At 44.2% G+C, this 14,187-nt stretch carries 11 protein-coding genes; 10 read left to right on the plus strand and 1 reads right to left on the minus strand.

Annotation, left to right across the window (positions count from 1 at the left end):
• The first annotated feature begins 141 nt into the window (after positions 1–141).
• Complete coding sequence (locus HCZ42_RS08090) at positions 142–1,485, plus strand: DEAD/DEAH box helicase (protein WP_167420209.1); 1,344 nt, start codon at positions 142–144, stop codon at positions 1,483–1,485.
• 54 nt (positions 1,486–1,539) lie between these two features.
• Here the strand turns inward: HCZ42_RS08090 and HCZ42_RS08095 are convergent, their stop codons facing one another.
• Complete coding sequence (locus tag HCZ42_RS08095) at positions 1,540–3,183, minus strand: methyl-accepting chemotaxis protein (protein WP_167420210.1); 1,644 nt, start codon at positions 3,181–3,183, stop codon at positions 1,540–1,542.
• A gap of 375 nt (positions 3,184–3,558) precedes the next feature.
• Here HCZ42_RS08095 and HCZ42_RS08100 point away from each other — a divergent pair, with 375 nt between their 5' ends.
• From HCZ42_RS08100 to wecB, 9 genes are all read left to right on the plus strand, one after another.
• The gene (locus tag HCZ42_RS08100; RefSeq protein ID WP_167420211.1) at positions 3,559–4,380 is read left to right on the plus strand and encodes a phosphate ABC transporter substrate-binding protein; all 822 of its coding nucleotides are present in this window, start codon (positions 3,559–3,561) and stop codon (positions 4,378–4,380) included.
• 96 nt (positions 4,381–4,476) lie between these two features.
• A complete protein-coding gene (gene pstC, locus HCZ42_RS08105; RefSeq protein WP_167420212.1) occupies positions 4,477–5,409 on the plus strand; it encodes a phosphate ABC transporter permease subunit PstC in 933 nt (310 codons plus the stop codon).
• Positions 5,410–5,429: 20 nt separating this feature from the next.
• The gene (gene pstA, locus HCZ42_RS08110) at positions 5,430–6,293 is read left to right on the plus strand and encodes a phosphate ABC transporter permease PstA (protein WP_167420213.1); all 864 of its coding nucleotides are present in this window, start codon (positions 5,430–5,432) and stop codon (positions 6,291–6,293) included.
• A gap of 48 nt (positions 6,294–6,341) precedes the next feature.
• Positions 6,342–7,091 carry a phosphate ABC transporter ATP-binding protein PstB gene (pstB, locus tag HCZ42_RS08115; RefSeq protein ID WP_167420214.1) on the plus strand — a complete coding sequence of 250 codons (750 nt, stop codon included), beginning with the start codon at positions 6,342–6,344 and terminating at the stop codon, positions 7,089–7,091.
• 469 nt (positions 7,092–7,560) lie between these two features.
• A complete protein-coding gene (locus HCZ42_RS08120; protein WP_167420215.1) occupies positions 7,561–8,958 on the plus strand; it encodes an undecaprenyl-phosphate glucose phosphotransferase in 1,398 nt (465 codons plus the stop codon).
• A gap of 10 nt (positions 8,959–8,968) precedes the next feature.
• Complete coding sequence (locus tag HCZ42_RS08125; protein ID WP_167420216.1) at positions 8,969–10,198, plus strand: outer membrane beta-barrel protein; 1,230 nt, start codon at positions 8,969–8,971, stop codon at positions 10,196–10,198.
• Positions 10,199–10,223: 25 nt separating this feature from the next.
• Positions 10,224–10,754 carry a polysaccharide biosynthesis/export family protein gene (locus HCZ42_RS08130; protein WP_167420217.1) on the plus strand — a complete coding sequence of 177 codons (531 nt, stop codon included), beginning with the start codon at positions 10,224–10,226 and terminating at the stop codon, positions 10,752–10,754.
• Between the two features lie 38 nt (positions 10,755–10,792).
• Complete coding sequence (locus tag HCZ42_RS08135) at positions 10,793–13,006, plus strand: GumC family protein (protein ID WP_167420218.1); 2,214 nt, start codon at positions 10,793–10,795, stop codon at positions 13,004–13,006.
• Positions 13,007–13,015: 9 nt separating this feature from the next.
• On the plus strand, positions 13,016–14,146 hold the full coding sequence (gene wecB / locus HCZ42_RS08140) for a non-hydrolyzing UDP-N-acetylglucosamine 2-epimerase (RefSeq protein WP_167420219.1): 1,131 nt from the start codon (positions 13,016–13,018) through the stop codon (positions 14,144–14,146).
• The last annotated feature ends 41 nt before the right edge of the window (positions 14,147–14,187 follow it).

The following is a 14,187-nucleotide window of genomic DNA, read 5'->3' on the forward strand; positions in this document are numbered from 1 at the left end:
TTTACGCTTTATAAGTCCGTCAAGAGTTTATTTTCTGTGATCACTATCCACTTTGTTCAAATGTGGGTATCATAGCCTGTTTTCAAATTTATCACGTTCTGAACGGCTGCAATGTACCGGTAGAACAGACCTGCTGCACAGATGGAGAATACTTTGCACTTCAAAGATTTAGGTTTAGACAATCGCTTACTTAAGACCCTAAAGCACTTCGACTTTAAGCAAGCTACAGAGATCCAACAGCGAGCCATTCCAGTGGCTATTGCTGGTAAAGATCTTTTGGCTTCGTCAAAAACGGGTTCGGGTAAAACGCTGGCTTTTGTTCTTCCTATGTTACATAAGTCGCTAAAGAACAAAGCATTCTCTGCGAAAGACCCTCGTGGTTTGATTTTGGCGCCGACGCGTGAACTGGCCAAACAGGTTTATAGTGAACTGCGTTCAATGCTGTCTGGATTGTCATACGAAGCGACACTGATCGTCGGTGGTGAAAACTTTAATGATCAAGTGAAAGCGCTGCGTCGTTACCCGAAATTCATCGTTGCGACACCTGGGCGCCTAGCTGACCACCTTGAGCACCGCTCTTTATATTTAGACGGCTTGGAAACGCTTGTGCTGGATGAAGCAGACCGCATGTTGGATCTTGGTTTTGCACCAGAGCTTCGTCGTATTCACAATGCTGCTAAGCACCGCCGTCGTCAGACATTGATGTTTTCCGCCACGCTTGACCACGCAGAAGTCAATGAAATCGCCTTCGAGATGCAAGATGCGCCAAAACGTATTGCGGTTGGTGTTTCGAATGAAGAGCACAAAGACATCACGCAGAAGTTTTACCTGTGTGATCACCTAGACCATAAAGAAGCGATTCTTGAACGTGTGCTAGAAGAAGCCCAGTACAAACAGCTGATCATTTTCACGGCAACACGTGCGGATACTGACCGTTTGACCGAAAAGCTGAATGAACAGAAGCTCAAAGCGATCGCATTAAGCGGCAACCTCAACCAGACCCAACGCAATACCATCATGAGTCAGTTTGAACGTGGTGTGTTTAAGATTCTGGTTACCACCGATGTTGCATCTCGTGGTTTGGATATTGCGAATGTAACCCACGTGATCAACTTTGATATGCCAAAGCACACTGAAGAATATGTTCACCGTGTCGGTCGTACTGGCCGCGCAGGCAACAAAGGTGATGCAATTTCGTTAGTTGGACCAAAAGACTGGGACAGCTTTAAGCGCGTAGAAGCTTACCTACAACAGGATCTTCAATTCTCAGAATTGGAAGGGCTAAAAGGTAAGTTCAAAGGACTTAAACCGCGCAAACCAGATTTCCGTGGTAAGGCGAAGCCGAACAAGAAAGCCAAGCCTCAAGCTAAAAAAGTGGCGAAGAAGCCAGCGCAGCGCGATAAAGGTTTCTACCAAAACGTGGCAGTAGGTGATTCGGTGTTTATTCCGAAAAAGAAAGTTGCGCCTAAAGCTGACGACGAATAATAAAGAAAGAGGTTACGTTGAGTAACCCCTTTTTTTAGTTCTGTGCTTTTCGGACTAGATCTTGAAGAAGCCGAGTTGCTGTTTCTGATTCTCTGCGAGATTTGATAATTCTTGGCTCGCCGCTGCCGCTTGGGTAATGCCTGTGACGTTTTGGCTTACCAGCTCGTATATGTTACCCAAGTTCTTGTTCACGTCTGAAGTGACTTGTCCTTGCTGCTCCGAAGCGACCGCGACTTGCGCGTTGAGCGTGGTTAGGTGTGAGATAGACTGGCTAATGTTGTTTAACGACTCATTAATACGATTGGCTTGTTCCTGATTACTCGCCAGCATATCCAAACTGGAGTGCATGCTCTCGTTGGCAACACTCGACTGGCTTTGCAGTTCTTCGATAATGGCTTGAATCTCTTTGGTTGATTCCTGAGTCCGCGCAGCCAGCATTCTTACTTCATCGGCTACAACAGCAAAACCGCGGCCACTTTCCCCAGCACGCGCGGCTTCAATCGCAGCATTCAACGCCAGTAGGTTGGTCTGTTCCGAGATACTTTCGATTACCTCAATCACTTTTCCAATCTGTTGCGACTGCTCTTTAAGTGAGTTCACCACATGGGCCGCTTCGGTCAGCTGATCGGTCATCGCTTTACTCGCATGCGTATTGCGTTCAAAAATGGTTAGGCTTTCTTGGGCGAGTTTGCTGGCATTGATCGATGATGCATCTGCTTGGTTGGCATTCTGAGTTACGTCTGACGCGGTGCTTTCCATTTGGCTCATTGCCGAGGCAACTTGTTCGACTTCTTTTTTCTCTTGGTCTGAGTTTGCACTTGATTGTGTCATCACCGCCGCGAGTTCTGTTGACGCCGATGCCACATCACCGCTAATGCGCACCAGTGAATCGACCGTGGTGCGCAGTTGATTGACGGTGATATTGAAGTCTTTCGCAAGTGCAGTGATCTCATTGTTGCCTTGTTCTGCGACTTTGACCGTTAGGTGTCCTTGTGCCAGTTGCTGCATAGCTTGTTGTAGCGCTCTGATCGGATTGACAATAATACCTGCCAGCATCCAGCTAATTAGAAGGGCTAATGTCAGGACCACCAACAAACCGATGAAGGTATGTAGCATCACTTCAGAGTGGCTGGTTTGGTTGTCAGCAACCTCTTGGATAGCCAATTGATTGAGTTGTTTCGATAACGCATCGATAGCGACAATCATCGCATTCCCTTTCTCTCGGTACTCTGCCGCCGCTTTATCATACTGGGTGTCAAAGTCGTGGGCCAATGCTTCTCCTGAATGTTGATGAGTCAGCAGAGGAATCATGGTTTCTATCGAGTAATCGACGTACGCATTGATCGCTGTTCTTAACGCTTCTACCTCGATTTCTAACCCGGCAACGTTGTTGAGTGATTCGAGTAAGGTCAGGCTGTTGTTTTTGTTTTCATTGAGCGTTTTGGCGAGTGTTTTTACGTCTTCAGAGCGGAATAAGCTGTAGATGGCTTTGATTCGCATTCCGTATGTGTTGTCGATGATTGTGGTCAGTTCATCCTTGTGAGTAATGAGTCCTTCTGTCGATACTGTCACTTGGTTGAAAACGTTTTTAAGGTTAGAAGCACTGTAACTGATACCGGCTAATAAGAGCAGTAATGTAAATACTACAGGCACAATGACCTGAATTTTGATAGACAAGCCACTAAGTAGTTGGCGCATTGAATGTCCTCTTCATAAAAAAGAAATGAAAATAAAGTAATATTTTTATTATTAGAGGGCATGATTCTAGTTTTCCGTTGGCAGAATTCAATCATCTAACCTAGAGTCGATCGCAAAATTATGATGATTTTGTGTAAGAAAATCTATTTACTTATCAATTGCTTATGTGTCAGGTTGCAATGCGCTTGTTACCGTTCGCCGTTCTATTGTTGCCGCCGTCTTGGTGTTCTCCTTCATATATTGAGAAAAAAGTGTTTATTGCCATCTGTCATGTAGGCTTCAACTAAGTGAAACACAACTGTCATATTCGAGTTCTAAAGTGAGCACCGTTCAAGTGAAACACAAACGGCAATGTAGCCAATTAAGGATATTGTGATGAAAAAGACAGTTATCGGTGCAATCGCACTTCTAGGCGCAATGGCAGTGACTCCTGTTTCTGCTAAAGAAACTATCTCTGCAGTGGGCTCTAGCAGCGTAACGCCACTGATGGAAGTTTTCTCTGAAACATACATGAAGAAGAATTCGAACGTATTTATTGAAGTTCAAGGCCCAGGTTCTTCTGCTGGTGTAAAAGCAGCTAAGAACGGTTCAGCAGACTTAGGTATGTCTTCTCGTAACCTAAAAGACTCTGAGAAAGAACCCTCTTTAATTGAAGAAGTGGTTGCTCGCGACGGTATCGCAGTTGTAGTAAACCCTAAGAATGGCCTTAAAGGTCTTACTGCAGAGCAAGTGTCTGCAATCTACAAAGGCGAAGTCACTAACTGGAAAGATGTTGGTGGTGAAGACAAGCCAATCGTAGCGATTACTCGTGATACTGCATCTGGTACTCGTGGTGCTTTCGAAGACATCATGTCTCTAAAAATGAAAATCTCTGGGAAGAAAGTATCGGCGATTTCTCAACGTGCTCAAGTAGCAAACGGTAACGGTGCGCTTAAAACTATGGTTGCATCTAACCCTTACGCAATCGGCTACATCTCTCTAGGTACAGTAGACAACACTGTTCACGCACTAGCAATCGACGGCGTTGATGCAAACGTAGACAACGTGAAAAACGGTTCTTACAAAGTGGCTCGTCCTTTCCTAGTTCTTTACAAGAAAGGCCAACCATCAGCTGAAACTCAGAAATTCCTAGATTGGATGCTAACTGAAGAAGCTCAGTCAATTGTTGACCAAAAAGGCTACATCTCAGTTCACTAATCAACATTCTAATTATAAATTGCTCAGCCTACTTTTGGGCTGAGCGCTTTCTCACTCAATAACGGGCGACCAGCTCGTTAGAACGGTAAGAACTTTATGACCATCGCAACAAATAGTGAAAAGCTTATGAACAATGAAGCGACTCAAACGGTAAAGCCACGTCTTCGTGCTAAAAAGCAAGTTGACTGGAAAGAGCGCATTTTCCATGGCTTGTTTCTCACCAGTGCTGTTATCGGCATTGTATCCCTATCCATTATTGCTTACTTCATCATTCGAGAGTCTATCCCAGCGTTCCAAGAAGCGGGTGTATCGGGCATCGTATTAGGCCAAAACTGGTTGCCACCTGCGTTGTACGGTGTTGCGACCATGATTGTCGCTTCCGTTGTTTCGACGTTTGGTGCGGTCATTGTTGGTGTACCTGTTGGGGTTTTGACGGCAATCTTTATCGCTGAAGTCGCACCGAAGCGTGTTGCGGATGTGATTCGTCCGGCGGTTGAACTGTTGGCAGGTATCCCATCGGTCGTCTACGGTTTCTTTGGCTTGGTCATTATCGTACCCTTGATTCAAAACGTTTTTGACGTGCCTGCGGGTAACACGATTTTGGCGGGTATCATTGTATTGGGGGTGATGATTCTACCGACGGTGATTACGGTATCAGAAACATCGATTCGAGCAGTGCCTCGCGCATACAAAGAAGGCTCTTTGGCGCTCGGAGCGTCAAAAATCTACACGATTTTCAAATTGCTCGTTCCTGCTGCACGTTCAGGCATTATGACCGGTGTTATTTTAGGTATTGGTCGTGCCCTTGGTGAAACCATGGCGATCATCATGGTAATGGGTAACGCGCCAGCAATGCCACAAGGTATCCTTGATTCAGCTAGGACTCTGACGGCGAACATCGCAATTGAAATGTCTTATGCAAGTGGCGTTCACGCTAATGCTCTGTACGCAACAGGGGTCGTGTTACTGGTGTTTATTATGATGCTGAACGCAGCACTACTCTATCTTAACCGCGAAAAAGCGAAGTAAGTGACTGATAGGTGATGAAAATGGATCGCGCAAAACTAAAACAAGCTCGTGAGTTCAAAGACAAGATCTTTAACGGCTTAATCTGGGCGGCAGCGGCACTGACAGTCGGCTTCTTGTTCTGGATTATCTGGTACATTCTTTCAAACGGTCTTCAACACGTAGACTGGGCCTTTATTTCTGATAATTACACTCGTACGGGCGATGAGCACGGCATCTTCCCGATGATCGTTTCGACGATATATATGGTTATCGCATCTATTGCGGTGGCTGCGCCTCTGGGCATCATGACAGCAATTTATCTAACTGAGTACGCCAAGGTAGGTAGCCGCTTAGTCAAAGTTATTCGTTTTTGTACTGAATCATTGGCGGGTATTCCGTCGATTATTTTCGGTCTATTCGGTATGACTTTCTTTGTTGCGATCCTTGGTTTGGGTTTCTCGATTCTATCGGGCGCGCTCACGCTAAGTATTCTGATTCTTCCTGTCATTATCCGTACAACAGAAGAAGCGTTAATGTCGGTACCTCAAACATACCGTGAAGGTTCATACGGTTTGGGTGCGTCAAAAATCTACACTATCTGGCGCTTGATTTTGCCAAGTGCAATGCCAGGTATCTTAACTTCGGTCATTCTTAGTATTGGTCGTGTAATCGGAGAGTCGGCGCCTGTCTTTCTAACAGCAGGTATGGTGGCACGTATTCCGGATTCTTTATTGGATTCGGGTCGAACGCTAACGGTTCACCTGTATAAGCTAACTACCGAGCTGTTCACTGTTGAAGAGTGGAACCAAGCTTACGGTACAGCGACTGTGCTGATTGTGGTTGTTCTACTGATCAACATGGTAACGAAACTTATCGCAAGTCGTTTTAATACCGCTACTTACTAGTTGCTATTACACCAGATTTACACGAATTTAAGATTAAGAGATTTAAGCATGAACAAATTTGATATTAAGAACCTAGACCTGTTCTATGGCGAAAACCAAGCACTGAAAGCAATTAATTTGCCAATTCCAACCCGTCAGGTGACGGCATTGATTGGCCCATCTGGTTGTGGTAAATCGACGTTGCTACGCTGTCTTAACCGCATGAACGACTTGATTGAAGGTGTCAAAATCACCGGTCAGCTTAATATGGATGGTGAAAACATCTACGGTAACGTTGATGTTGCAGACCTACGTATCAGAGTTGGTATGGTTTTCCAAAAGCCAAACCCATTCCCAATGAGCATATACGAGAACGTCGCATACGGCCTTCGTGCGCAAGGCATCAAAGATAAAAAACACATCGATGAAGTCGTAGAACGCTCTCTCCGTGGTGCGGCGCTGTGGGATGAAGTGAAAGACCGTTTGAAATCACACGCATTTGGTTTATCGGGCGGTCAGCAGCAACGTCTATGTATCGCACGTACAATCGCTATGGAACCGGATGTGATCCTGATGGATGAACCAACATCGGCACTTGACCCAATCGCGACGCACAAGATTGAAGAATTGATGGAAGAGCTTAAAAAAGACTACACCATCGTGATTGTGACGCACTCTATGCAACAGGCGCGTCGTATTTCTGACCGTACTGCATTTTTCTTGATGGGAGAACTGGTTGAGCATGATGACACTCAGTCAATCTTCAATGAACCTAAAGACGATCGTACCAAAGGTTATGTGAATGGAGACTTTGGTTAAGCGAATAGTTATATAAAAAATTATCACTATAATAATAAGCGATGGTACTTGCCCCTCTTTTTAAGAGGGGCTTTTTTTTGGCCAAAATATAGCGACTTGAAAATGTAATCTTCTATATGTCACATGAAAAATATCGTCAATAAGTATTAGGTATATTCATTCTGACAATTAGTGAAAACTAATGTAAAGCTAATGATCTAACTATTTCTTACTAAAAAATGATTATTTTATTTCTTATTCGACATTTAAATTGGATTGAGATCACTGTTGTCTCATATATGAAAATTATTACATCTCACATCCTAGATAATAAGAAATAAGGGGAGTTATGGAGTTTGTTTTTAACGAAAAAAAATCCAGACTATTGAGCTTGGAAATGAATGAACTTGAATATTTAAAAATTGTGTTACTAGCGCATTGGGAGCTTTACCTAAGGGCGGTAGCGTATCAAATTAAGGACTAAACAGTTATGAGAGCGATTGGAGTAATAAAAAGCCATGGAGAGGAAAATGTTCTTGCTTACCGACTCTTGGATACCACCCTTATTTCTCTTGGTTTCTTGTTGGTGTCTCTTTTATACGTGGGTAGTATTAACGTTCATTATATAACCGCTCTATGCGTTACGGTATTAGTCTTTAGCATAATTTCCGAGTTATTGGGCGTGTATAACTCTAACTACTATTACTCCGCCAAGCAGACCTTCGCTCCGATTCTCCTGTCTTGGTTATCCAGTATCGCTCTTCTGCTTACCTTTGCATTCGCGCTGAAGATTACCGACAACTTCTCTCGTGTTGCTCTCAGCATTTGGTTTGTTTATGCGCCTATTGCACTGACGTCTTACCGATTCGCATTTAGTAAGTTGTCGAAAGCACGTCACGCTGACTCATACGAGCAGAAGAGTATCATTATTGGTGCAACACCTTCTGGTTTATCACTGGCGAGAGAAATTGAAGGAAATAAACACCTTGGGTTACAGCTAGTCGGCATTTTTGATGATCGTTCTCTTGAGCGTCTGCCAGAGCAAAGCCAAGCGTCAATTCGTGGTTCAATCAACGATGCATTAAAAATGGCAAAAGAGCGCGACTTTCGCCATGTCTATGTCGCGCTACCAATGCAAGCGTCCCACCGCATTAAAGAGATCATTAATTACTTTTCTGATAGTACGGCTCGCGTTTATATCGTGCCGGATTTCTTCACTTTTGATCTTATTCAATCTCGCTGGCGTAACGTGGGTCAAGTACCAACATTGAGTATTTATGATACGCCGTTTTACGGCGTGACTACCTTTGTTAAACGCCTAGAAGATATTGTCGTTTCTTCAATCATCCTCGCCTTAATTAGCCCAGTGTTGCTAGCGGTTGCTATTGGGGTCAAAACTTCCTCTCCCGGTCCGGTGATATTTAAACAATATCGTTACGGAATTGATGGAAAAAAAATCAAGGTATGGAAGTTCCGCTCAATGAAAGTCATGGATAACGGCGGAGTTGTGAAACAAGCGACGAAAGATGACCCAAGGGTAACTAAGTTCGGCAGCTTTATTCGCCGAACTTCACTCGATGAACTTCCGCAATTCATTAATGTTTTACAAGGACGCATGTCTATTGTTGGCCCTCGTCCTCATGCGGTTGCACATAACGAAGAATATAGACAAATTGTCGACAAATATATGCTCAGACACAAAGTAAAACCAGGCATAACAGGCTGGGCACAAATCAATGGTTATCGAGGTGAAACAGATACGTTGGATAAGATGGAAAAACGCGTCGAATATGACTTGAACTATATTCGAAACTGGTCGCTGTGGCTGGATATAAAAATAATATTTCTCACCGTATTTAAAGGCTTTGTAGGTAAAAATACATACTAAAGGATTAGTGATGAACACTCCGAAATTATCAATTTTAGCGTTGCTGTTGGCTGTTAATTATCAATCTGTACAAGCAGCTGAGAGTCAGGGATACACCACTGAATCCGGCTTAAAAATCACCCCAATTCTAGACTCTCGTTTCGAACATAACGACAACGTTGGCCGTTATTCAGATTCGGAAGATCCAGAATCTTCGACAGTGTTCATTGTTGAACCTGGAGTGAGTATTGAATCTGACCGAGGTGGTAATCAATATCGTGTTAGTTATCAACTAGCGTCAGGTACTTATTTTGATAGTAGTGATGACAACTATCTAGACCACAAATTTTCTACAAACAATTTTATCCGCTTTAACGCTCGCAACGGTATTGCACTGAACTACAGCTACCAGTACTTGCACGAAGAGCGCGGTACAGGGTTGCTTGCCGGTGACCTATATTCACTAGCTGCGGATGAGCCAGTAGAGTACGCCGTCCACAACGTAAACGGAACTTACGTATATGGCTCGAAAGAAGCGACTGGGCGAATAGAACTGACTCTAGGTTATGAAGACAGAGAGTACAAAAACTACCGAAATGTGATTCTACCTGATATCGGTCGCGTGAGTACAGCATACAAAGATCATAACGAACTCAACGGTGCTATCGCTTTTTACTACCGGGTATTGCCAGCGACCAGCTTGTTGTTTGAAGTGGATGCAGTCAATCGAACATACGACCTTGATGATGCGGCAGGTTTGTCTCAAGACAACTTAGACATGTATTACTTAGTGGGTGCGAGCTGGGACGTATCGGGTAAGACAACGGGTAAATTAAGACTCGGTCTACAAGATAAAACCTATGATGAATCTAGCCGAGATGACTTCCAAGGTTTCAGCTGGGATTTAGAATTTATTTGGAAGCCGCTACAACATTCTACCGTCGCGCTATCTGGCTCACAACGTGCTCGTGACCCTGAGCAAGGTACAACCTATGTCGATGAAACTAGTGTATCAGCAGGTTGGAAACACTATTGGGTAAATAACTTTTACAGTCGAATCACAGGTCAAGTCCGAGAAGATGACTACTCAAACTCAAAACGTGAAGATGACTTAATGACCGCTGGCGTGGCATTCGGCTACGAAATTCTGGACTTCGCTGACATCGGCTTAGGTTGGAAATTCGAAACCAACGATTCAACGACTTCTGGCAACAGTTACGACCAAAATATTTGGTACCTGTCTGCAGACCTACTTTTCTAACCTTTCTAATTCGGAACTCTAGACTATGAAAAGCGTTTTGCTTACTTCGCTTTTAACCTGCTTGGTTAGCTTTAGCCACATGACGTTTGCGTTTGAAGACACTTATAAACTAGGGGCAGGTGATAAGATCCAGATTTCAGTTTATGGTGAGGAAAATCTCTCCATTGATGAGCTGTACATCAACAATAGCGGTAAGTTTGACTACCCATATCTGGGGCAACTTACTGTCCTAAATAAGACGCCGGAGCAGCTAAAACATGAAATCACTAAGGGGCTGAAAGGGGACTATTTAATTTCTCCCAAAGTACGAGTTTCTGTTATTGGTTTTAGAAGTATCTATGTCAACGGTGAGGTTAAAAAGCCAGGTGGTTATGAATACCAGCCTGGACTTACTGTAGACAAAGCCATCGCATTGGCTGGTGGTTTTACTGACCGCGCTGCGAGAAACAAAGTCTATATCACTCAATCAGGTTCAGACGATCAGAAAAATCGAGTGAAACTGACGTCACGAGTGAAGCCTGGCGACATCATCGAAATCGATCAGAGTTTTTTCTAACCCACCTTCAAAATCATTGCTAACACGGATTATCTAGCATGTTAACTCAATCCAATGCGGATTTACCTAATCAAGATCGAACCATCGATCTTGGTTACTACTACCATTTAGTCAAGTCACGTTGGTTATCGATAGCTGCCTTTACTACTTTGTGTACTGCTATCGCTGTGCTGTTTGCCTTGTCCATTACGCCTACTTACACCGCAACCGCGACGTTGCTTATTGAGGCATCTCAGAAAAAGGCGATTTCTATCGAAGAAGTCGTAGGGATCGACACTAGAGCGAAAGAGTACTACCAAACTCAGTTTGAAATCTTGAAGTCAAATCACGTTGCACAGCGTGTTATTGATAAGCTAAATCTCACTCAGGTTGCCGAGTTCAATCCAGCGATGTCTGTCGACGAGCCGTCAACCGTCGAAGAACTCAAGCAATCAGTGAAGCAGTGGCCTCTAATCAGAACTCTTTTCCCTGAAGAAGATGTGGCTGACGTCGATTTGGAAGCAGAGCAAGAAGCGTTGAACCGCAGTGTTCTAAAAACATTCAAGTCAAAGCTAACGATCTCACCTATCCGAAAAACTCAGCTTGTAAACATCAGTTTTGAATCAGAAGACCCTGCATTGGCAGCGAAGATTGCTAATGACGCCGTCCTTTCCTTTATTGAAAACAATCTAGAATCAAAGCTGCTTGCAACTCAGCAGGCAACCAATTGGATTAACCAGCGACTTGCTGAATTGAAGAGCAAACTGGATAGTTCAGAACAAGCCTTGTTGAAATTCTTGGAAACGCAAAAACTGATTGATGATAGCGGGATTGTGGCGTTAACCAGCTCTGAATTGTCAAATCTTACTGACCGAATTGCACAAGCTACAGAGAAGCGAATTGCAACTCAAGCATTGTTCAATGCTCTTAAAAACAATAAATCTGCAGACGCAACTACTCTGTCGTCAATGTCTTTGATCTCCAACCATCCTCAAATCAGGGACATTCGTTCGGCTGAATCTCAAGCAGAAAAAGTGGTGAGTGAGCTGTCAAAACGTTACGGCCCCAAGCATGACAAGATGATTCAAGCTCGTGCTCAGTTAGATTCAATTCAACGTCGTGCTGATTCAATTGTTAAAAAGTTAGTTAACGGTATCGAGAAAGAGCTATCTAGCGCGGTCAACCAAGAACAACTGTTAAAAGCAGAATTGCTGGAGAAGAAAGAAGAGTTCCAGTCATTAAGTGTAGTGAAAAGAGAATACGATGCGCTGAAACGTGAAGTCGACACCAATGCAAAACTGTACGACCTGTTCCTGACCCGTCAGAAAGAAACCTCTGCAACGAGTGACTTTAGCGCCGCGAACGCGCGCTTTAGTGATTATGCAATGGCTCCACAAAATCCAAGTAAACCAAATAAAAAGCTGATCGTTGCGATGGCATTCATTGCCAGCTTGGGGATGGCAGTGGTGATGTGTATTTGTCTTGATGCTTTCAACAATACGATTGAATCGAGTCGTGATTTTGAGAACAAACTTGGCTTGTTACCGACTGGTACGATTCCTGCGGTGAAAGACAAACGTTTTAAGAAGTCGCCACTCGACTTCCGTGTATTCGGTGAAGAGAAGTTTGCGGTGTTCCAAGAGTCATTGGATTCAATCCGTACTTCATTGATGCTCAGTCACTCGCAGCGAAAAGTCCTTGCGATTTCTTCTTCTGTTCCCGGAGAAGGAAAAACAACCACATCGGTGAACTTAGCACTCTCTTTTGCCAAGCTAGAGAACGTTTTACTTATCGATTGTGATTTGCGTAAACCGGCTATCGCCCAGCGTTTCTTGTTGCCAAATAGCCACCCGGGTCTAGTAAACCACCTTGTAATGGATATGCCGATCAAAGACTGTATCACGCGTATTGAGGGTACCAAGCTAGATGTACTGACCGCAGGTATGGTCGCGGCAAATCCGCAAGAGTTATTAAGCGGCGAAGCGTTTAAAAACCTAATCAAACGCCTGTCTGAGCAGTACGACCGCATCATCATTGATACGCCACCAGTGCTACCAGTTAAAGACTCATTCTTAGTCGGACAACTTACCCACGGCATCATTCTGGTGGTGAAAGCCAACAGCACGACGCGTTCTGTATATCGCCACACCATGACACTATTTACCAAACACAAAGTGGTTGCTGATGGCGTGATACTGAATCAAGTACAAGTTCCCAAGAAAGGGAAGCATAGCTACACCGAGTACGCCGCCTACTCGCATGCAACCAGTTAAGGAAAGAAAATGAACTCAATGATTAAAGTACTTTCGGTTTTTGGCACCCGTCCAGAAGCGATCAAAATGGCACCGTTAGTACGTGCGTTGGATAGCGCTGAGGGTATCGACTCCAAAGTCTGCGTGACCGCTCAGCACCGAGAAATGCTTGACCAAGTACTTGAACTATTTGAAATTCAGCCTGAGTTTGACCTCGATATTATGAAGTCGGGTCAGTCATTAAATGAAGTAACTAGCCGAATTCTATTGGGCATAAAGCCAATTTTAGAGTCGTTTCAGCCTGACATCGTTTTGGTTCATGGTGACACCGCGACAACGTTATCGGCTAGCTTGGCTGCGTATTATCAGCAAATCGCTGTCGGCCATGTTGAAGCAGGATTAAGAACGCAAAACATCTATTCTCCTTGGCCTGAAGAAGGTAACCGCAAGCTCACTGGCGCACTGGCTGCACTGCATTTCACACCGACGCGCACTTCGGTAGATAACCTGAAACAAGAAAACATAATTGATGGCGTGCATATCACGGGTAACACCGTGGTTGATGCTCTTTTACTCGTCAAAAACAAACTGGAAAACGACTCGGAGCTGTCTCGACAGTTGGATGCGAAGTTTAGCCTAATCGACCCTCGTAAGAAAATGATTCTGGTAACAGGGCACCGCAGAGAAAGCTTCGGCGGCGGTTTTGAAAATATCTGCCATGCACTGAAAGATATTGCGATCAACAATCCTGATTGCCAAATTGTCTATCCAGTGCACTTGAACCCAAATGTTCAAGAGCCTGTAAACCGCCTTATCTCTGATGTTGACAACATTCATCTAATCGAGCCTCAAGAGTACCTGTCGTTCATCTATCTGATGAATCGCTCGCATATTATTTTGACTGACTCTGGTGGTATTCAAGAAGAAGCGCCGTCGCTCGGTAAGCCTGTATTGGTGATGCGTAATACAACAGAGCGTCCTGAAGCTGTGTCGGCAGGGACGGTAAAACTGGTTGGTACGGATAAGGACGTTATCATTCGCGAAGTAGAAACCTTACTTCATGATCGAGACGCCTATTTAACGATGAGCCGTGCTCACAACCCATACGGTGACGGGCAAGCTTGCGCACGTATCGTCGATATTATCAAAGAGCGATTCTAATTCGACTCACGTGAGTCGATAGAACAAAACTCTTTCTTTCC

Source organism: Vibrio hepatarius, from assembly GCF_011806575.1.
GTDB classification, from domain to species: domain Bacteria; phylum Pseudomonadota; class Gammaproteobacteria; order Enterobacterales; family Vibrionaceae; genus Vibrio; species Vibrio hepatarius_A.

What these genes read in the sequence shown, in the direction of transcription:
- HCZ42_RS08090 (WP_167420209.1), top strand. Translation starts at nt 142, where the DNA reads ATGGAGAATACTTTGCACTTCAAAGATTTAGGTTTAGACAATCGCTTA.
- HCZ42_RS08095 (WP_167420210.1), bottom strand. Translation starts at nt 3,183, where the DNA reads ATGCGCCAACTACTTAGTGGCTTGTCTATCAAAATTCAGGTCATTGTG.
- HCZ42_RS08100 (WP_167420211.1), top strand. Translation starts at nt 3,559, where the DNA reads ATGAAAAAGACAGTTATCGGTGCAATCGCACTTCTAGGCGCAATGGCA.
- pstC (WP_167420212.1), top strand. Translation starts at nt 4,477, where the DNA reads ATGACCATCGCAACAAATAGTGAAAAGCTTATGAACAATGAAGCGACT.
- pstA (WP_167420213.1), top strand. Translation starts at nt 5,430, where the DNA reads ATGGATCGCGCAAAACTAAAACAAGCTCGTGAGTTCAAAGACAAGATC.
- pstB (WP_167420214.1), top strand. Translation starts at nt 6,342, where the DNA reads ATGAACAAATTTGATATTAAGAACCTAGACCTGTTCTATGGCGAAAAC.
- HCZ42_RS08120 (WP_167420215.1), top strand. Translation starts at nt 7,561, where the DNA reads ATGAGAGCGATTGGAGTAATAAAAAGCCATGGAGAGGAAAATGTTCTT.
- HCZ42_RS08125 (WP_167420216.1), top strand. Translation starts at nt 8,969, where the DNA reads ATGAACACTCCGAAATTATCAATTTTAGCGTTGCTGTTGGCTGTTAAT.
- HCZ42_RS08130 (WP_167420217.1), top strand. Translation starts at nt 10,224, where the DNA reads ATGAAAAGCGTTTTGCTTACTTCGCTTTTAACCTGCTTGGTTAGCTTT.
- HCZ42_RS08135 (WP_167420218.1), top strand. Translation starts at nt 10,793, where the DNA reads ATGTTAACTCAATCCAATGCGGATTTACCTAATCAAGATCGAACCATC.
- wecB (WP_167420219.1), top strand. Translation starts at nt 13,016, where the DNA reads ATGAACTCAATGATTAAAGTACTTTCGGTTTTTGGCACCCGTCCAGAA.